This is a genomic window from Pseudomonas sp. S60, from assembly GCF_016647865.1.
In the GTDB taxonomy this organism is placed as follows: Bacteria; Pseudomonadota; Gammaproteobacteria; order Pseudomonadales; family Pseudomonadaceae; genus Aquipseudomonas; species Aquipseudomonas parafulva.
Genome location: NZ_JACVVH010000032.1, coordinates 1 through 18,211 on the forward strand (window position 1 = coordinate 1; position 18,211 = coordinate 18,211).

The following is an 18,211-nucleotide window of genomic DNA, read 5'->3' on the forward strand; positions in this document are numbered from 1 at the left end:
GTAGGCGCAGATCATGTTGAGGCGAACACCTGGCAGCCCTGATGCAATCTCTGCCCCGGACCCTCCACCGGCAAAATACGGTTGGGCTGGGAGGTGTTCGCCTTTACAGGTGCAGCGCCTGGGAGATCGAGCGCCGCCCGCGCGGCGCATCGCTACCGTTTTTTTCTGGCCAATGTTGCCTGAGGCAGGGGGCGCGAGGCTGTGTAAAGCCATGCCCCGGGTCAATTATCCCGCCGCAAATCCGCCGGAATCGGCAGGTCATCCTTAAGCGGATCCGGGCGCTTGCCCTTGCCAGCGTGGTACTGGCGGATCTGGAACACATAGGCCAACACCTGGGCAACGGCCAGGTACAGGCCCGCAGGGATTTCGTGCTCCACTTCGGTGGAATAGTAGATCGCCCGCGCCAGCGCCGGTGACTCCAGAATCTGCACCTTGTGCTCTACCCCGATCTCCCGGATCTTGAGCGCCATGAAGTCGCTGCCCTTGGCCAGCAGCAAAGGCGCCGCATTGCCGTTTTCGGGGTCGTATTGCAATGCCACGGCGTAATGGGTGGGGTTGGTGATGATCACGTCGGCCTGGGGCACGGCCGCCATCATGCGCCGCTGCGACACCTCGCGCTGCAACTGGCGGATACGTTGCTTGACCTCAGGTTTACCTTCGCTGTCCTTGTATTCGTCGCGCACTTCCTGCTTGGTCATCTTCATTTTCTTGTGCGTCTGCCACAGCTGGTACGGCGCGTCCGCTGCCGCAATCAGCAGCAGCCCGGCAGACATCCACAAGGCACTCCAGCCCACCACCTGCAAGCTGTGAATGATCGCCTGCTCCAGCGGCTCGTTGGCAATCGACAACAAGGCCTGGCGGTCATTGACCAGCACCACCACGGCCACGATCAGAATCACGCAAAACTTCGCCATGGCCTTCAGCAGTTCGGTCAGGCCGTGCATCGAGAACATGCGCTTGAGCCCCGACAACGGGTTCATGCGGCTGAACTTGGGTTGCAGCAGGCTGCCGGAAAACACAAAGCCGCCCAGGGCGATCGGGGCCACGAAGGAGATCACGAACAACAGGATGAGCAAAGGCTGTACAGCCCAGATGGCCATCTTGCCGGACACCAGCAAAAACGCACCCATCGACCGCTCATCGACAATCACCTCACGGGTGAGGCTGAAGTTCATGCGCATCAGCGTCAGCAGCGTCTCGGCCAGGTTCCCGCCAAACGCCAGCAGCCCGCCAGCGCCCGCCAGGGTCACCGCCACCGTGTTCAGCTCTTTGGAGCGCGCGATCTCGCCCTTTTCGCGGGCGTCGCGCTTGCGTTTCTCGGTGGGGTCTTCTGTTTTGTCCTGACCGCTCTCGCTTTCCGCCATGCTCAGCGCGCCCTCGCCAGCTCACGCAGCCATTGCAGCGTCTCGCTGGCCAATGCCTGGTAATGGGACAACACATCGGCCAGGCCCACCCAGAAAATGAGCATGCCCATGACCAGTGTCAGCGGCAGGCCGATGGAAAAGATGTTCAGTTGCGGCGCCGCCCGTGTCATCACGCCGAAGGCGACGTTCACCACCAGCAAGGCGGCAATCACCGGCAGAATCAAAATCAACCCGGCCGCGAACATCCAGCTCATGCGCCCGGCCAACTCCCAGAAGTGGTTCACCATCAGCGCATTGCCCACCGGCAAGGTGGTGAAGCTTTCGGTCAGCACCTCGAACACCACAAGGTGCCCGTTCATCAGCAAAAACAGCACACTCACCAGCATGGTCATGAACTGGCTGATGACCGCCACGTTCACGCCGTTGGCCGGGTCCACCATCGACGCGAACGCCATGCCCATCTGCACCGCCACGATCTGCCCGGCGATGACGAACGCCTGGAACAGCAACTGCAGGGCTAAGCCGAACAGCGCGCCCACGATGATCTGCTCGGCGCACAGCAGCAGCCCTCGCAGGCTCAGGGGGTCGAACTGGGGCAATGGCGGTAACGCTGGCACGATCACCACGGTAATCGCCACCGCAACGTACAGGCGCACCCGTGCCGGCAACATGCGCGTGCCGAAGATAGGCATGGTCATCAGCACCGCCGTTACCCTGAACAACGGCAGGATGAACGTGGCTACCCAGGTGCCGATCTGCGTGTCAGTCAGTTCCAGCATCAGGCCGTCAACCGATCAGTTGCGGAATGTTGGTGTACAGGTTAGTGATGTACTCCATGAACTTCTGCACCAGCCAGGGCCCGGCCACGATCAGCGTGACCAGCATCACCAGCAGGCGCGGCAGAAAGCTCAGGGTCTGTTCGTTGATCTGCGTGGCGGCCTGGAACATGGCCACCATCAACCCCACCAGCAGGCTCGGCACCACCAGCACGGCCACCATCAGCGTGGTCAGCCACAAGGCATCGCGGAACAGGTCGACAGCAACTTCAGGCGTCATTCACAGCGCTCCCAGGCGGCATCACACGCCACCAAAACTGCCAGCCAGCGTACCCATGATCAGCGCCCAGCCGTCCACCAGCACGAACAGCATGATCTTGAACGGCAACGAGATGATCAGTGGCGACAGCATCATCATACCCATGGCCATCAACACACTGGCCACCACCATGTCGATGATCAGAAAGGGAATGAAGATCATGAAGCCGATCTGGAACGCCGTCTTCAGCTCGGAGGTGACGAACGACGGCACCAGGATGGTCAGCGGCACCTGGTCAGGGCCGGTGATGTCGGTGCGCTTGGACAGGCGCATGAACAGGTCCAGGTCGCTTTGCCGGGTCTGCGCCAGCATGAAGTCCTTCAGCGGCGCCTGGGCCTTGTCGATGGCCTCCTGCGCGGTCATCTGCTCGTTCAGGTAAGGCTGCAGGGCGGTCTGGTTCACCCGGTCGAACACCGGCGCCATGATGAACAGGGTGAGGAACAGCGCCATGCCCGTCAGGATCTGGTTGGACGGCGTCTGCTGAAGGCCCAGGGCCTGACGCAGGATGGAGAACACAATGATGATGCGGGTGAAGCTGGTCATCAGGATGACGAACGCAGGGATGAAGCTCAGCGCCGTCATGATCAGCAGAATCTGCAGGCTGACCGAATACTCCTGTTGCCCGTTCGCCCCGTTGGACAAGGTGATGGCGGGGATCGACAAAGGGTCGGCAGCCAGGGCCAGCGGCGCGGCCAGCAACAGCAGCAGGGTGAACAACGTACGCAGCGTGGCGCTCATCGCGTCTTGTCCTTAGGGTCCTTGCCCATCAGTTCCATCAGCCGTTGGGCAAACTCAGGCGTTGCCTGGCGCGCCCCCTGCGGGACCTCGACCGGCTCTGCCAGTACATGCAGGGTCTCGATGCTGCCGGGGCTGTGACCGATCAGGATCTGCTCCTTGCCCACCTGTACCAGCAGCAACCGGTCCCGCGGGCCGATGGCGCGGCTGCCGACGATCTCGATCACCTGCCCGCCCTTTACCGCCGAGCCCTGCACACGCCGCAGCAGCCACGCCAGCAGAAAGATCAGCCCCACTACCAGCAGCAGGCCGAACACCATCTGCGCCAGCTGGCCGCTCAGGCTGCCTGGCGGCGCCGCCGGGGTCAGTGCCGGCGTGGCCGCGGCCTGGCATAGCTGGCTGGCCAACAGTGCGATGGGTGCCGCGCTGGCGCGCCTCATGCCCTTCACTCAGCGCAGCTTCTTGATACGTTCGCTGGGGCTGATCACGTCGGTCAGGCGAATGCCGAACTTCTCGTTGACCACCACCACCTCGCCATGGGCGATCAGCGTACCGTTGACCAGCACGTCAAGCGGCTCACCCGCCAGGCGGTCGAGTTCGATCACAGACCCCTGGTTGAGCTGCAGCAAGTTGCGGATGTTGATTTCGGTGCTGCCCACTTCCATGGAAATGCTCACCGGGATGTCCAGGATCACATCAAGGTTCGGGCCTTCCAGGCTGACGTTGGGGTTGGGCTTGGGCGAGCTGGCAAACTCTTCCATGGGCAGGCGGCCCGGCCCTGGGTTGTTGCCGGTATCGCCCAGCAGTGCATCGATATCGGCCTGGCCGGCCGCGCCGGTTTCCTCCAGCGCCGCGGCCCACTCATCGGCCAGCGCCTGGTCTTCTGGAGAGGTGATCTCGTTTTCGTTAGCCATGGTTTCCTCGACAGGCATTCAATTCGGTAAAAGCGAGCGGCACGCGCTCAGCGGCGTTCGATCGGGTCGATGATCTGCAGGGCCAGGTTGCCCTTGTGCGAGCCCAGGCGCGCCTTGAACGCTGGTACGCCATTGGCGCGCAGCACCAGGTGCTCGGGCAGCTCGACCGGGATCACGTCACCACGCTGCATGTGCAGAATGTCGCGCAGTTTCAGCTGGCGGCGGGCGACGGTGGCGGTCACCGGCACGGCAACGTCCAGCACGTCTTCGCGCAAGGCCTTGACCCAGCGCTCGTCCTGGTCGTCCAGGTCGGACTGGAAGCCCGCATCGAGCATCTCGCGCACCGGCTCGATCATCGAGTAAGGCATGGTCACGTGCAGGTCGCCGCCACCGCCGTCCAGTTCGATGTGGAAGGTGGACACCACCACCGCCTCGCTGGGGCCGACGATGTTGGCCATGGCCGGGTTGACCTCGGAGTTCATGTACTCGAAGTTCACCGGCATGATCGCCTGCCAGGCCTCTTTAAGGTCGATGAAGCACTGGTCCAGCACCATGCGCACCACCCTCAATTCGGTAGGGGTGAACTCGCGGCCTTCGATCTTGGCGTGGCGGCCGTCGCCGCCGAAGAAGTTGTCCACCAGCTTGAACACCAGCTTGGCGTCGAGGATGAACAGCGACGTGCCGCGCAGCGGCTTGATCTTCACCAGGTTCAGGCTGGTGGGCACGTACAGCGAATGCACGTACTCACCGAACTTCATCACCTGCACGCCCCCCACCGCCACGTCGGCAGAGCGGCGCAACAGGTTGAACATACTGATGCGGGTGTAGCGGGCAAAGCGTTCGTTGATCATTTCGAGGGTAGGCATGCGCCCCCGAACAATGCGGTCCTGGCTGGTCAGGTCGTAGCTTTTGATGCTGCCAGGCTCGGATGCACTCTCGGTCTGTACCAGACCGTCGTCGACGCCATGCAACAGGGCATCGATCTCATCCTGGGACAGCAGGTCCTGTACGGCCATTGCCCACTCCTACTGCAATACGAAATTGGTGAACAGCAACTGGTCGATTACCGGCTTGCCGACTTCCTTCTGGGCCACTTCCTGCACCACCACGGTAGCCTTCTGGCGCAGCATCTCTTGCCCCACTGCACTGCTGGCCAAGGTATCGAAGCCAACCCCGGAGAACATCATCACCAGGTTGTTGCGGATCACCGGCATGTGCACCTTGAGGGCGTCCAGGTCCGCCTGGTTGCGGGCCTGCAGGGTAATGCTGACCTGCATGTAGCGCTGGCGGCCGTTCTGGTTGAAATTGACGACGAATGCCGGCGTCAGTGCCTCGTAGATGGCGGCGGGCTTGACGTTGGTAGCGGCGGCATCGGCAGCCGGGGCCGGCTCGCTCTTGTGCATGAAGAACCAGGTGGCGCCCACCGACAGGCCAATGGCCAGCAACAAACCCGCAACGATGAGCAGGATCAGCTTGAGTTTGCCTTTAGCGGCGGGGTCTTTCACTGCTTCGGTATTCGCCATGCCAATAATCCGTCGTCCATCAGGGGTTATAGGAAGAATGGGATGGCTTGAGCAAGTGTTATGCCAGATTGCGCGCAGCCCAGCTTACAGCTGCGCGAAGGGGGAATCGCCGTGTTGGCGAATCAGGCGTAGTAGTCGACCGCGCTGTCGCCGATGACCACCTGCTGCTCGACGGGCCTGGATGCCTCGGTCGTTTCAGCGGCGCCCTGCTCCGCTCGGCGCGCAGCCACCCCGGACAGCTGGCTGCCCTGCTGCTGCGCCTGGCCCTGCTGCTGGCCGCGGGACTGGTCGGCAACGTTGACGTCCGGCTGCGCCAGGCCCTGCTGGGTGAACAACTCCCGCAGCCGGTGCACCTGGCTGTCCAGGGCGTCGCGTACGCCAGCATGGCCGCTGATGAAGGTCACCTGGGTGGGCTGGTCGGCGGCAACGTTGACACGGATATCCAGGCGACCCAGCTCGGCCGGCTCCAGTTGAATATCTGCCGACTTCAGGTTCTGGCTGGACAGGTACATCACCCGGTTCACCAAACCTTCAGTCCAGGCACCCTGATTCATCGGCAGAGGCTGGTGCAGCGGGTTGGGGTTGACCGGTACGGCATTGGCAGTCTTCGCGGTGGCCGCTTGGGTCAGGTTGGCCAGGCGGCTGGCGAAATCATCAACCCGGGTATCGCTGGCGGCGCTCTTGGTATCCTTGAGGCCATCTTCGAGCAGGGCGCCGAAGGCCTTGTCGCCAGTACCGTCGGCCTCGCCCTCGGCACTGGTCACGCCACCCGCCAAGGTATTGACGGCAGTAGCATTACTTTCACCCTGGGTGCGGTCCGCGTCCAGCGCATGAGCCGATGTACTGCCTTTGGCCTGAGCGCTGTGCTCAAGCGCCAGGCGCAGCGTCGGTAGATTGGCGAGCGGGTCGGCATCTGGGTCAAACGCCTGCTCGGCAGGTGATTCTTCAGGCTGCGGGCCAGCGGCCTGGAGCACGGGTGCCACAGCCTGTGCCTGGGCCTGGATCAGTTGCGCGCCTGGTGGGGCGTCGGTGACCTGCCCAGCGACGAGGCTGGCGTCACGCATGCCGGTGTCGGCCGCAGTGGTGTCCTCGGCCGGCAACTTATTGCCGTCATCGGCAACCTTGCCCTTATCGGCTGCCGACTGTTTGCCGCTTACAGCCCCATCGCTTTTGTCCGACGGTTTGCTGGCAACAGCTTTATCGGCAGGGCCGGCAACCTTGTCGCGCCCCTGACGCGCCATTACCTGGCCGAAACCATCGCCGTTGTTGCCCTGTACCTGCGGCGTTTTGCCCGCTGACGCGGGCGCCGTACGGGAGGGATCGCCAAGGGTATTGGCTTGCAACAAGGGGTTGGATGCGACAGGCATTAAGCGGTCTCCGCGCCATAAACTGAATGATCACGTCGGTGTATGAGCAAAAGTCGCGCCAAGTTACCTGTCAGCCTGCGGATATGCCCTGCTGCTCGGCACGGTAGAAGCGCTGCACCTCGGCGAACTCCTGATCGATACGGCTGATCAGGTCTTCGATGCCGAACAAAGGGGGGCGGCGGGCACGTTCCTCCAGTTGCTGGCACAGGCCCGCCAGCGCAACGGCGCCCATGTTGCTGCTGCTGCCCTTGAAACTGTGGGCAGCGGCGCCCAGCTCCTGGGCGCTGCGGGCCGCATGCAGTTGCCCCAGGCGTCGCTCGGAGTCGTCTAGAAAGGTCTGTACCAGCTGCAGGTAGCCATCTTCCATGACTTCTCGCAGGTCGCTGAGTACCTTGTGGTCGATATGCATGTCAGCCACTTGTTCGCTCCTTGATCAAGCCAGATAAATGCTTGAGCCCGCCCCAGGCTCACCAGGCGAACTCCACGCGTGCGCACCGGCCACCTTCGGCCCAGGTCGCGCTGCTGGACAGGCGCCGGACCAGTTCCAGCCCGCGCCCGCTCAATCCCTGTTGCAATGCGGCCCGTGACAGCACCTGCTGCACGTCGAAACCCTCACCGCTGTCACGCACGTCGATCTTCAGACGCCCGCCCTGGGCATGCGGTTCAACCACAAGGTCGATGCGCACGAAGCCCTCGCTCAACAACGCCAGGCGCCGAGCGCGCTCCTGATAATAGTCGGCAAACCCCTGCACATCCCGCTTGAGCTGCGAATCCAGGCCAAGCACGCCATGTTCAAGCGCGTTGGAGTACAACTCGCTGAGCACACTGTACAGGTTCCCGCCACGGGCACGCAGGCCATGAACCTGCTGCAACAACTGCACCAGGTACGGCACGGGGTTGAACTGACGCAGGCTTTGACCGCGAACCTCGAACCCCAGCGACCAGTCTGCCGGGCTGGTCGGGCCGCTGTCCGGGTAGTTTACAGGAGCCGGCAACGGCTCTTGGGCGCCGGGCATGCGGATATCGCACAAACTGATGTCATCCCGAGGCTGCCCACCAAAAAGCGCCAGCGCCTGCATCAGCTCACTGAACAGCAGCGCTGGCTCGCGGTTGCCGGCCAACACCGACCGCAGGCGCTGCTCACCGAACAGGCGCTCCTGGGCATCCGCTGTTTCCAGCACGCCGTCGGACAGCAGCAAAACCCGCTCGCCCGCGGCCAGCGGCCACACCTCGACAGCGTCATCGAACTGCCCAGGCCCCAGAATACCCAACGGTAGATGACGTGACTGCAATGGCGTCAATACAGCACCTTCCGCCGACAGGCGGTAGCCGTCGGGCATGCCGCCGTTCCATACCTCCACTACCGCCCGCTGCTGGCTGAGGTTGAGCAACAGCGCGCAGCAGAACATGTCGACGGGCAGGATGCGTTTGAGCTTGGCGTTCATCTCGCGCAGCACCTGGGGCATGGTGTAGCCCTTGGCCGTCATGCCGTAGAACACCTCGGCCAGGGGCATGGCACCGACCGCTGCCGGCAGGCCATGGCCGGTGAAATCCCCCAGGAATACGCGCATGTCACCGGACGGCGTGAAGGCCGCGAGCATCAGGTCGCCGTTGAACAGCGCGTAAGGCGACTGCACAAAGCGGATGTTGGGCGCGGCAAGGCAACCGGAGTGGGCGACCTTGTCGAATACCGCCTTGGCTACCCGCTGCTCATTCAGCAGGTGGTGGTGATGCCGGGCGATCTGGTCACGCTGCTGGAGCACCGTGTCCTGCAGCCGGCGCAGGCGGTCCATGGCGCGGATCTTGGCAGCCAGGATCACGGCACTGTACGGTTTGGCCATGAAGTCATCGCCGCCCGCCTCCAGGCACCGCACCAGCGCCTGCTCTTCATTGAGGGATGTCAGGAAGATGATCGGCACAAGCGCCTCGCCGGCCAGGGCCTTGATCTGCCGCGCGGCCTCGAAGCCGTCCATCACCGGCATCAACGCATCGAGCAGCACCAGCTGCGGGCGGCGTTCGCTGAACAATGCCACCGCTTCCTGGCCGTTCTGCGCAGTGACCACCACGTGCCCCTGGCGCTTGACGATCTGCGCCAGGAGCATGCGGTCGACGTCACTGTCTTCGGCAACCAGCACCGTCAAACCCTGCCCGGCCGGCATATTGGCGCTCAACTGATGTCGAAGAGTTTGTCGAAATTGGAGATGGCGAGGATCTTGCGCACATCCGAGCTGGCATGCACCACCCGCACATCGGCTTCATCGCCCCCGGCGTGGTCGCGCAGCATCAGCAGCATGCCCAGCGCCGAGCTGTCGAGGTAAGTGGTGTCTTGCAGGTCGACCACCACGGCATCGGGGCGGCTTGGCTGACGCTCGTAGGCATCGCGAAATTCCTGGTGCCTGCCGAAATCGAAGCGCCCTTTGATCCTGATCGTGAGCTTTTTGCCGTCCTGCGAAAAATCCGTTTCAACTGCCATTTCAGCGATTCCTTCGATGATGGCGGGTGCGTCCTCATGAAGGTGTAGCAGCCACGGCGGGGGGCCGCAAGTGGTGGAGGCTAGAGCGATTCCTGGCGCGGCAGGCGCTGGGACAGTTCATCGAGCAGGCGCTGCTCGCGCTTGTCTTCGGCACGCCGGGCTTCATCCATGTAGCGCTGCACCAGTTTGCGCAACCCCTCAACCCGCGCGTAGGCCTGCTGCCACACGCCCCGCGCATTGTTGAGGTTGTTCTGGTGCCACACCAGGCTCTGACGCTGCTGGGTCATGGCGGTTTCGAGCTGCCCGAGAAAGCGCTGGTAATTGACCAGCCAACTGCCATTCACCCCCTGGCCACCGCGGTTGATCCACTGCTGCTGGTAATCTTCGCGAAAGCGCTCCAGCTCTGCCAGCTTGGCCTGGGCCGTGGCCACCTGCTGCTGGAACTGCCCCAGGCGCTGGGCGGCCTTGCGCTCGGCTTCTTCGGCCATGCCCACCACCGGCGCAAGGCGCGCGGCGCGCCCTGGCAGCGCCACCGGCTATCAGCCTGCCGGGGGCGTGAAAATCGCCCCCAACTGGTCGCGGCTTTGCGCCATGCCCACGTTCTCCTGCAACCCCTGGCGCAAATACTCGACCAGGCGTGACTGCAGGGCGATGGCCAAATCCGTTTCAGGGTCGCCACCTGCAACATAGGCCCCCACGCTGATCAGGTCGCGGCTTTGCGAAAGGCGCGACCACAGCTGCTTGAACTTCTGCGCCTCGCGCAGGTGATCGGCATCCACCACCTGCGGCATCACCCGGCTGATGGAGGCCTCGATATCGATGGCCGGGTAATGACCCTCTTCGGCCAGGCGCCGCGACAGCACGAAGTGACCGTCCAGCACGCCCCGCGCCGAGTCGGCGATGGGGTCCTGCTGGTCATCGCCTTCGGACAATACCGTGTAGAACGCCGTGATGGAGCCGCCACCCGCCTCACCGTTGCCGGCCCGCTCCACCAGCTTGGGCAACTTGGCGAATACTGACGGCGGATAACCGCGGGTAGCCGGTGGTTCGCCGATGGCCAGGGCAATTTCCCGCTGGGCCTGGGCGAAGCGGGTCAGCGAGTCCATCAGCAGCAGCACGTTTTTACCCTTGTCGCGGAAGTACTCGGCGATGCGGGTGCAGTACATGGCAGCGCGCAGGCGCATCAGCGGCGCATCATCGGCAGGCGATGCCACCACCACCGAGCGCTTGATCCCCTCCTCGCCGAGGATGTGCTCGATGAACTCCTTCACCTCGCGCCCCCGTTCGCCAATCAGGCCCACCACAATGATCTCGGCTTCGGTGAAACGGGTCATCATGCCCAGCAACACCGACTTGCCCACACCGGTGCCGGCAAACAGGCCAAGGCGCTGGCCGCGGCCTACGGTAAGCAGGCCATTGATACTGCGAATGCCCACGTCCAGCGGCTTGCTGATAGGGTCGCGGTTGAGCGGGTTGATCACCGGGCCGTCCATGGGCACCCAGTCCTCGGCCTTCATGCCACCCTTGCCATCCAGTGCACGGCCGGCACCATCGAGCACCCGGCCCAGCATGCTCATGCCCATGGGCAGGCGACCGCCGTCGTCCAGCGGTACCACCCGCGCGCCAGGGGCAATGCCGACAATACTGCCCACCGGCATCAGGAACACCTTGGGCCCGGCGAAGCCCATTACCTCGGCTTCAACCTGCACAGGGTGGTAGCTGTCATCGTTGATGACCAGGCAACGGCTGCCCACGGCAGCGCGCAGGCCTTCGGCTTCCAGGGTCAGGCCCACCATGCGCAGCAGGCGGCCTTCGACCACCGGTTGCGCCGGCAGCCCGATGGCCTCGGCGTAAGTGCCCAGGCGCTTGCCGAAGCTGGTGCGTTCAAGGCGCATCCGCTGGCTCCGCCGGTGCATCCAGGTCTACCGAGAGGTCAGCGGCGGCAGGGTGCAGGGAATGGTCGTGCAATTGATCGAACAGTTGTGCCACCGCTTTTTCGATGCGGGTTTCCATGGTCGCGTCGATGCGGCTTTGGGCCGTTTCGATGCGGCAGCCGCCCGGCAGCAAGGTGCTGTCTTCCAGCAGCCGCCAGTTTTCTTCATGGCGCTCGCGCAGGGCCTTGGCCAGTTCGAAGTCCTGCGGGTTGAGGTGGATGCGGATGTTGTCAGCGCCCATCGGCAGCAGTTTCAGCGCGCCGCGCAGTACCTGGGTGATCTGGCTGGAATCGTTGTGCAGCTCGCGGCCAATCACCTGCCGGGTGATGTGGGCCACCAGGTGCACCAGGGTTTTCTCGATGTGCGTGTCCTGCTCGGCGATCGGTTCCATCAGGTGGGTCATCAAGCGTTCGAGGCTGGCCAGCTTCACCTTGAGGGCTTCGTCGGCTTCTTGACGCACCTTCAGCTGGGTGCTGTGAAAACCTTCACGCTCCCCGGTGGCGAAGCCCTCGTTATAGGCCTCCTGGCGAATGGCTTCGAGTTCTTCGAGGGTAAGCGGCTGGACGTCTTCCAGCGGCACTTCCTCGACCTCTTCTTCCACTTCTACCGGCTGTTCCGGTTCGGACCGAGGCGGCGGCTGGGGGTCAAAACTGGGCAGCGCCCATACGTCCACACCCTCAAGGTCACGGGCACGGATCAGGTCGCTGGGATGATGTTCTTTGGTGGACATGAACTCGCCTGTTTAAATAGCTGCAAGTGGCAAGCTGCAAGCTGCAAGCTGCAAGCTGCAAGCTGCAAGCTGCAAGCTGCAAGCCAAAGCAGACTGCATGAGGGCTGCTTTTTTCTTACCCCTTGAAGCTTGTATCTTGCAGCTTAAAGCTACAAGCCTAAGCAGGCTGCATGGGGCTGCTTTTTCTTGCAGCTTGCAGCTTAAAGCTTGCCGCTTTCAGATCATTTCTTCGGCGCCCTTGCCACCGAGGACGATTTCGCCGGCGTCGGCCATGCGGCGGGCGATGGTGAGGATTTCCTTCTGCGCCGTTTCCACGTCGCTGACCCGCACCGGGCCCTTGGCCTCGAGGTCGTCGCGCAGCAGCTCGGAGGCACGCTTGGACATGTTCTTGAAGATCTTGTCCTTGACCCGCTCGTCTGCACCCTTGAGGGACACCACCAGCACATCCGAAGACACCTCGCGCAACAGCGCCTGGATACCGCGGTCGTCGACGTCGGCCAGGTTGTTGAACACGAACATCAAGTCTTCGATCTGCTCGGACAGGTCGCTGTCGATCTCGCGGATCGAGTCCATCAACGCGCCTTCCACCGAGCTGTCGAGGAAGTTCATGATGTCGGCAGCGCGCTTGATACCACCCAGGGTGGTACGCGCGGCATTGGAGTTGCCGGAGAACTGCTTCTCCAGAATCTGGTTCAGCTCTTTCAACGCAGCCGGTTGCACGGTGTTCAGCGACGATACCCGCAACACGATGTCCAGGCGCACCTTGTGGTCGAAGTTGCTCAGCACTTCACCCGCCTGGTCCGGGTCCAGGTAGGCCACCACGATGGCCTGGATCTGAGGGTGTTCGTAGCGGATCACGTCGGCAACCGCGCGCGGTTCCATCCATTTCAGGCTGTCCAGGCCGCTGGTGTTGCCACCCAGCAGAATGCGGTCGACCAAGCCATTGGCCTTGTCTTCACCCAGCGCCTGGTTGAGCATCTTGCGGATATAGGCATCGGAACCCACGCCCAGGCTGGTCTGGTCGCCGACCACTTCGACGAACTCGCTCATCACCTGCTCGACCTGGTCGCGGTGAATGTTGCCCATCTGCGCCATGGCCACACCCACCCGCTGCACTTCCTTGGGCCCCATGTGGCGCAGCACCTGCGCGGCATCGGTTTCACCCAGTGAAAGCAGCAGGATGGCCGCCTTGTCGACGCGGCTCAGCTTGGCGGTAACGGCTCGGTTATCACTCATCGGCATTGATCCAGTCTTTCACGACCTGGGCGACACGGCCCGGGTCCTCGGCCACAAGGCCTTTGATTGCGTTGAGCTGTGCCTCGTAGCCCTCGGTGGGGCTTGGCAGCAGAATGCTTGTCGGGCCACCCAGGCTGACGCGGTCGCTGGCCAGTTCGCCATCGAGCCCGATCATGCCGCCCAGCTCCATGTCGCTGTCCGGGGCAGCCTGCTTGCCACCCCCTGTGAGGTTGTTGAGCACCGGGCGCAGCACGCCGAACACCAGCACCAGGATGAACAGCACACCCAGCACCTGCTTGACGATATCCCAGAACCACGGTTGCTGGTAGAACGCGATGTCGGCAATTTCTTCACCGCGGTCTGGTGCGAACGGCACGTTGATCACCGTGACGCTGTCGCCCCGGCTGGCATCGTAGCCCACCGCATCCTGTACCAGGCGCGTGAAGCGTGCCAGGTCTTCGGCGCCCCATGGCACATGGGTGGTGTTGCCATTGGCTGCATCGACCTTGACCTGGTCATCCACCACCACCGCCACCGACAGGCGCATGGTGCGCCCCTGCTGCTGGCGAGTATGGCTGATGGAGCGGTCCAGCTCGAAATTCTTGGTGCTTTGCTGACGCTTGTCCGACGGGTAGGGCGCGAGCATGGGCTGGCCGGTGGCCGGGTCCATGATCTGCTGGCCATTGGCATCGACCAACGGCTGGCCAGGCTGGATCGCCCCGGCCGCCGTGGCCGCGCCACCGGTGGTCTGCGGCGCGGACGCAGCGCCCGGCGGCTGGTTGCTCAAGGCTCCGGGCACACCCTGCGGGCCCTGGCTGCTGGCACGCTGCTCGTCTACCGACTGCTCGCTGCGCAGCGCGGGCTGGTCAGGGTTGAACTGCTCGGAGGTGGACTCGACCGCACTGAAATCCAGGTCGGCAGACACCTCGGCCTTGTAGCGGTCATTGCCCAGCACCGGCTGCAGAATGTTGTGCACGCGCTGGGTGAGCATGCTCTCCACCCGGCGGCTGTAGTCGAACTGCTTGCCTGCCTGGGTCAGCGCAGAGTCCTGGATCTGGTCAGACAGCAGGTTGCCCTTCTGGTCGACCACGGTCACCTGGGACTTGTCCAGCTCCGGCACGCTGGTGGCAACCAGGTTGACGATCGCCATCACCTGCCCAGGCTCCAGGGCACGGCCTGGGTACAGCTCAACCAGTACCGAGGCACTGGGTTTGCGTTCATCACGGACAAACACCGAGCTTTTCGGGATGGCCAGGTGCACGCGGGCGGCCTTGACGTTGTTCAGGCTCGACACGGTCCGCGCCAGCTCGCCTTCCAGGCTGCGGCGGTAGCGGGTGGCTTCCATGAACTGGCTGGTGCCCAGCCCCTGTTCCTTGTCCAACAGTTCGAAGCCGACATTGCCGTCGCTGGGTGCCACGCCGGCAGCTGCCAGTTTCAGGCGCGCACGGGAGAGGTCGTCGGCCTTCACCAGCAGGGCGCCGGAATTGGGTTCCACGTTGTAGGGGATGTCAGCGGCCGACAGGGTATCCATGACCTGCTTGGTGTCCATGCCCGACAGGCTGCCGTACAGGGGGCGGTAATCAGGCTGCTGCGACCACAGCACCACGGCAAAGCCGATGGCCACGCTGGCGGCCAGGCCAACCATGAGGCCGATCTGACGCAGGATGGGCATCTGCGCGATGTTTTCCAGAAACGCCAGGCGCAGCATCGGCGGCTTGGACGCTGGCGGGCCACTTTTGGCGGGCGCGTTGTCGACGACTGCTTCAGCCATGGTCTACGTCCGCCCTCACACCGGCATCTGCATGATGTCCTGGTACGCCTGAACCAGCTTGTTGCGTACCTGGGTCAAGGCCTGCATCGAGACGCTGGCCTTTTGCGAAGCGATCATCACGTCGGTGAGGTCAACGCCGCTCTTGCCGATTTCGAAGGCGTTGGCCAACTGGTTCGAAGCCTGCTGGGTTTCGTTCACCTTGCCGATGGCCTGGCCGAGCATGTCGGCGAAGGTGCTTTGCCCAGGTGCCAGTTCAGGGGCGACAGCCACCTTCGGCAACGACATGGCGTCGGCCTGCATGGCGCGCATGTCCAGCATCAGACGATTGAATTCAACACCTTGGCTCATGACCTTCTCTCTCCTGCGGCCGCATTTTTTTGACAGTGATGCGGCAGATACCCTACCTAAGCAACAAAGGTGCCAGCCTTGGCAGGAGCGGTCGGGATGTTAGAGGGGAGGTGTTCTACTTACCTGGGTCTGCACCTATGAAACCGAGCGCCGCTGCAACCTGGCAGCCAGGCTCACTCACCGTACAAGCTGGCTTCCACATCGAAGCCGGCATCACGCATCTGTGCCAGCTTGTAGCGCAAGGTGCGCGGGCTGATGCCCAGGCGTTCGGCGGCTTCCTTGCGCCGACCGCGCTCGGCACGCAGGGTGTCAATGATCATCTGGTACTCGTGCCGGCGAACATCGCCCTCCAGCCCGGCGTTCTCCAGTAATGGCTCAGTGCCAGCTGCCAACGGAATGGCGCCTTCCAGACAAAAATCCGCCGCCTCGATCATCCCGCCCTGCTGCAGGATCAGCGCACGCTGCAAGGCGTTGTCCAGTTCCCGCACGTTTCCCGGCCAGGCCCAGGCCTGCAGGCAGGCACGGGCTTGTGCAGACAGCCGTACAGGTGGGTGCTTCATCTTCTGCGCATGCCGCGCCAGCAACTTTTCGGCAAGCGGCAGGATGTCGCCCTGGCGCTCGCGCAGTGGTCGCCAGGCCAGCGGGAACACCGAAAGCCGGTAGTACAGGTCTTCCCGGAAGCGCCCCGCCGCCACTTCGCCCGCGAGGTCGCGGTTGGTGGTGGCCAGCACGCGGATATCCAACTGAATGGGCCGTCGCCCGCCCACCCGCTCCACCTCACGCTCCTGCAGCACCCGCAACAGCTTGGCCTGCAAGCCCAGGGGCATCTCCGAAATCTCGTCAAGCAGCAGGGTGCCGCCGTCGGCCTGTTCGAACTTGCCGGGCTGGGCGGCGATAGCCCCGGTGAAGGCACCCTTCTCGTGGCCAAACAGCGTGGCTTCCAGCATGTTGTCGGGGATGGCTGCGCAGTTGATGGCCACGAACGGTTGGCTGGCACGGGTGGACTGCTGGTGAATGTAGCGCGCCAGCACTTCCTTGCCCGTGCCGGACTCACCAGAGATCAGCACCGTGGAATCGCTGCGGGCCACCCGCGCGGCCAGCTCCAGCAATTGGCGGCTGGCGGGTTCGCAGGCAATCGGGCCGTCCGCGTCCTCGGCGCGCCCTGCCGCGTGCTGTTGTACCAGGCTGAGCAAGGCCTTGGGTTCGAAGGGCTTGACCAGGTAATCAACGGCGCCTTGGCGCATGGCCTCTACGGCGCGCTCCACGGCGGCGTGGGCGGTCATCAGCAACACCGGCAGCTGCGGTTGCTGGCGACGTAATTGCGTCAACAATTGGTGCCCGTCCATACCAGGCATGTTCACATCGCTGATCACCAGGTGGAACGACCTTTCGCGTACGGCCTGCAGGGCCTGCTCGGCACTGCTCACCGCCTGATGGGCGACGCCGCCGAGGTCGAGGGTATCGGCCAGCGCCTCACGCAGCACGCGGTCATCCTCGACCAGCAACACTGTAACGGGCATCACGGGCCGTCTGCCCCATCGATCAGCGGCAGCTCGATGCGCACGCAGGTGCCACGGCCAACCTTGGAACGCAGGCTGAGCGCGCCGTCATGGGCCTTGACCACGGCCTTGACCACCGCCAGGCCCAGGCCGGTACCCGTGGATTTGGTAGTGAGGAACGGTTCACCCAGGCGGCCCAGCAGCTCGGGGGCGATGCCACTGCCGGCATCACTGACGCACAGGTGCAGGGTGCCCTGACGGCGCCACAGGTGAACCTTGAGCCTTGCCGGCGCCGGGCTGGCCTGCAAGGCATTCTCGATCAGGTTGAGCAACGCGCCTACCAGGGTGTCGCGGTTACACAGCAACTCGCCCAGGCGGCTGTCGCACTGCCAGCGTACGGCATGGCCCTGAACGTGGGTCTGGGCCGCTTGCTGCAGCGCTTGGAACAGCGCCTTGGGGGTTACACGGTCCTGTAGCGGCAGCTCTCCGCGGGCAAACACCAGCATGTCGCGCACTTGCTGTTCCAGCTCATGAAGGCGTTCTTTCAGGCTGCTGGCAAAGCGCTGGCGGGTTTGGGTGGTGAGGGCCTGCTCGGGGTCTGCCAGGTGGCTGGCGTACAGCATGGCGGCCGACAATGGCGTACGGATCTGGTGCGCCAGCGAGGCCACCATGCGCCCAAGGGACGACAGGCGTTCATGACGGGCCAGTTGATCTTGCAGGCGACGGGTTTCGGTCAGGTCATTGAGCAGCACCAACTGCCCGGGCTCGGCGTCCAGCGAACGGGTTGCAATGGACAAGCGGCGCCCGTCGCGGAGCGAAACCTCGTGGCCGTCGTCCTCACGCGGGGCGAAGCTGCGCGCGATCACGTGCCGCCACAGCTGGCCGAGCAATGGCTCGCCCAACAGCTCGCAGGCAGCCGGGTTCGCCTCGCGTACGCGCCCTTGCCCGTCGATCACGATAACGCCACCGGGCAGCAGGTCCAGCAGGTTCTGCAGGCGGTTGGCCAGGCGCTCCTTTTCGTTCAACTCCTCGATGCGCTGGGCGCTGACCACGGCCAGCTCGCCTTTCAGCTCGCTGACCCTGGCTTCGAGCAGGCTGTAGGACTGGCTGAGCTGGCTGGAGACCTGGTCGAACAGGGCGAACGCCTGCTCGACACCCTGCCGGCTCTCCTGCTCGGCCAGGGACGTGGATACTTGGGCGGCCTGGGGCATCGTGCTCTCTC

General features: G+C 63.7%; 20 protein-coding genes. All 20 read right to left on the minus strand.

What is annotated here, in order from left to right; genetic code table 11:
- Positions 1-221: 221 nt before the first annotated feature.
- Complete coding sequence (gene flhB, locus IAE33_RS16560; protein ID WP_201164305.1) at positions 222-1,364, minus strand: flagellar biosynthesis protein FlhB; 1,143 nt, start codon at positions 1,362-1,364, stop codon at positions 222-224.
- Between the two features lie 2 nt (positions 1,365-1,366).
- Entirely contained in the window at positions 1,367-2,143 is a 777-nt protein-coding gene (gene fliR / locus IAE33_RS16565; protein WP_201164306.1) for a flagellar biosynthetic protein FliR, read from the minus strand.
- 7 nt (positions 2,144-2,150) lie between these two features.
- Entirely contained in the window at positions 2,151-2,420 is a 270-nt protein-coding gene (gene fliQ, locus IAE33_RS16570) for a flagellar biosynthesis protein FliQ (RefSeq protein ID WP_028633458.1), read from the minus strand.
- 21 nt (positions 2,421-2,441) lie between these two features.
- Positions 2,442-3,197 carry a flagellar type III secretion system pore protein FliP gene (fliP, locus tag IAE33_RS16575; protein ID WP_201164307.1) on the minus strand — a complete coding sequence of 252 codons (756 nt, stop codon included), beginning with the start codon at positions 3,195-3,197 and terminating at the stop codon, positions 2,442-2,444.
- Entirely contained in the window at positions 3,194-3,643 is a 450-nt protein-coding gene (fliO, locus tag IAE33_RS16580) for a flagellar biosynthetic protein FliO (RefSeq protein WP_201164308.1), read from the minus strand. The genes fliP and fliO overlap by 4 nt, the downstream gene beginning before the upstream one ends.
- Positions 3,644-4,108, minus strand: a complete 465-nt coding sequence (gene fliN, locus IAE33_RS16585; protein ID WP_201164309.1) for a flagellar motor switch protein FliN — start codon at positions 4,106-4,108, stop codon at positions 3,644-3,646.
- Positions 4,109-4,155: 47 nt separating this feature from the next.
- The gene (gene fliM / locus IAE33_RS16590) at positions 4,156-5,124 is read right to left on the minus strand and encodes a flagellar motor switch protein FliM (RefSeq protein ID WP_201164310.1); all 969 of its coding nucleotides are present in this window, start codon (positions 5,122-5,124) and stop codon (positions 4,156-4,158) included.
- A 9-nt stretch (positions 5,125-5,133) separates the two neighbouring features.
- Positions 5,134-5,631, minus strand: coding sequence for a flagellar basal body-associated protein FliL (gene fliL / locus IAE33_RS16595; RefSeq protein WP_201164311.1), 498 nt, complete (start codon positions 5,629-5,631; stop codon positions 5,134-5,136).
- A 122-nt stretch (positions 5,632-5,753) separates the two neighbouring features.
- Positions 5,754-6,998 carry a flagellar hook-length control protein FliK gene (locus IAE33_RS16600; protein WP_201164312.1) on the minus strand — a complete coding sequence of 415 codons (1,245 nt, stop codon included), beginning with the start codon at positions 6,996-6,998 and terminating at the stop codon, positions 5,754-5,756.
- A gap of 70 nt (positions 6,999-7,068) precedes the next feature.
- Entirely contained in the window at positions 7,069-7,416 is a 348-nt protein-coding gene (locus IAE33_RS16605) for an Hpt domain-containing protein (protein ID WP_201164313.1), read from the minus strand.
- 49 nt (positions 7,417-7,465) lie between these two features.
- Entirely contained in the window at positions 7,466-9,157 is a 1,692-nt protein-coding gene (locus IAE33_RS16610; RefSeq protein WP_201164314.1) for a fused response regulator/phosphatase, read from the minus strand.
- An 8-nt stretch (positions 9,158-9,165) separates the two neighbouring features.
- Complete coding sequence (locus IAE33_RS16615) at positions 9,166-9,471, minus strand: STAS domain-containing protein (RefSeq protein WP_201164315.1); 306 nt, start codon at positions 9,469-9,471, stop codon at positions 9,166-9,168.
- An 80-nt stretch (positions 9,472-9,551) separates the two neighbouring features.
- Positions 9,552-10,004 carry a flagellar export protein FliJ gene (fliJ, locus tag IAE33_RS16620; protein ID WP_201164316.1) on the minus strand — a complete coding sequence of 151 codons (453 nt, stop codon included), beginning with the start codon at positions 10,002-10,004 and terminating at the stop codon, positions 9,552-9,554.
- 6 nt (positions 10,005-10,010) lie between these two features.
- Entirely contained in the window at positions 10,011-11,366 is a 1,356-nt protein-coding gene (gene fliI / locus IAE33_RS16625; protein WP_201164317.1) for a flagellar protein export ATPase FliI, read from the minus strand.
- Positions 11,356-12,135, minus strand: a complete 780-nt coding sequence (gene fliH, locus IAE33_RS16630) for a flagellar assembly protein FliH (RefSeq protein ID WP_201164318.1) — start codon at positions 12,133-12,135, stop codon at positions 11,356-11,358. Before fliH ends, fliI begins: the two co-directional genes overlap by 11 nt.
- 216 nt (positions 12,136-12,351) lie before the next feature.
- Positions 12,352-13,371 carry a flagellar motor switch protein FliG gene (gene fliG / locus IAE33_RS16635; protein ID WP_028633471.1) on the minus strand — a complete coding sequence of 340 codons (1,020 nt, stop codon included), beginning with the start codon at positions 13,369-13,371 and terminating at the stop codon, positions 12,352-12,354.
- Positions 13,364-15,142 carry a flagellar basal-body MS-ring/collar protein FliF gene (gene fliF, locus IAE33_RS16640; protein WP_028633472.1) on the minus strand — a complete coding sequence of 593 codons (1,779 nt, stop codon included), beginning with the start codon at positions 15,140-15,142 and terminating at the stop codon, positions 13,364-13,366. Before fliF ends, fliG begins: the two co-directional genes overlap by 8 nt.
- Before the next feature lie 15 nt (positions 15,143-15,157).
- Positions 15,158-15,490: a flagellar hook-basal body complex protein FliE gene (gene fliE, locus IAE33_RS16645; protein WP_028633473.1), complete on the minus strand. Its 333-nt coding sequence runs from the start codon at positions 15,488-15,490 to the stop codon at positions 15,158-15,160.
- Between the two features lie 173 nt (positions 15,491-15,663).
- Positions 15,664-17,010: a sigma-54-dependent transcriptional regulator gene (locus IAE33_RS16650; protein ID WP_201164319.1), complete on the minus strand. Its 1,347-nt coding sequence runs from the start codon at positions 17,008-17,010 to the stop codon at positions 15,664-15,666.
- Complete coding sequence (locus IAE33_RS16655) at positions 17,010-18,200, minus strand: sensor histidine kinase (protein ID WP_201164342.1); 1,191 nt, start codon at positions 18,198-18,200, stop codon at positions 17,010-17,012. Before IAE33_RS16655 ends, IAE33_RS16650 begins: the two co-directional genes overlap by 1 nt.
- Positions 18,201-18,211: the final 11 nt, after the last annotated feature.

Bases quoted from the DNA above. Each gene is read 5' to 3' on its own strand.
- flhB (WP_201164305.1), bottom strand. From the start codon at position 1,364: ATGGCGGAAAGCGAGAGCGGTCAGGACAAAACAGAAGACCCCACCGAG.
- fliR (WP_201164306.1), bottom strand. From the start codon at position 2,143: ATGCTGGAACTGACTGACACGCAGATCGGCACCTGGGTAGCCACGTTC.
- fliQ (WP_028633458.1), bottom strand. From the start codon at position 2,420: ATGACGCCTGAAGTTGCTGTCGACCTGTTCCGCGATGCCTTGTGGCTG.
- fliP (WP_201164307.1), bottom strand. From the start codon at position 3,197: ATGAGCGCCACGCTGCGTACGTTGTTCACCCTGCTGCTGTTGCTGGCC.
- fliN (WP_201164309.1), bottom strand. From the start codon at position 4,108: ATGGCTAACGAAAACGAGATCACCTCTCCAGAAGACCAGGCGCTGGCC.
- fliM (WP_201164310.1), bottom strand. From the start codon at position 5,124: ATGGCCGTACAGGACCTGCTGTCCCAGGATGAGATCGATGCCCTGTTG.
- fliL (WP_201164311.1), bottom strand. From the start codon at position 5,631: ATGGCGAATACCGAAGCAGTGAAAGACCCCGCCGCTAAAGGCAAACTC.
- IAE33_RS16600 (WP_201164312.1), bottom strand. From the start codon at position 6,998: ATGCCTGTCGCATCCAACCCCTTGTTGCAAGCCAATACCCTTGGCGAT.
- IAE33_RS16610 (WP_201164314.1), bottom strand. From the start codon at position 9,157: ATGCCGGCCGGGCAGGGTTTGACGGTGCTGGTTGCCGAAGACAGTGAC.
- IAE33_RS16615 (WP_201164315.1), bottom strand. From the start codon at position 9,471: ATGGCAGTTGAAACGGATTTTTCGCAGGACGGCAAAAAGCTCACGATC.
- fliI (WP_201164317.1), bottom strand. From the start codon at position 11,366: ATGCGCCTTGAACGCACCAGCTTCGGCAAGCGCCTGGGCACTTACGCC.
- fliH (WP_201164318.1), bottom strand. From the start codon at position 12,135: ATGTCCACCAAAGAACATCATCCCAGCGACCTGATCCGTGCCCGTGAC.
- fliG (WP_028633471.1), bottom strand. From the start codon at position 13,371: ATGAGTGATAACCGAGCCGTTACCGCCAAGCTGAGCCGCGTCGACAAG.
- fliF (WP_028633472.1), bottom strand. From the start codon at position 15,142: ATGGCTGAAGCAGTCGTCGACAACGCGCCCGCCAAAAGTGGCCCGCCA.
- fliE (WP_028633473.1), bottom strand. From the start codon at position 15,490: ATGAGCCAAGGTGTTGAATTCAATCGTCTGATGCTGGACATGCGCGCC.
- IAE33_RS16650 (WP_201164319.1), bottom strand. From the start codon at position 17,010: ATGCCCGTTACAGTGTTGCTGGTCGAGGATGACCGCGTGCTGCGTGAG.
- IAE33_RS16655 (WP_201164342.1), bottom strand. From the start codon at position 18,200: ATGCCCCAGGCCGCCCAAGTATCCACGTCCCTGGCCGAGCAGGAGAGC.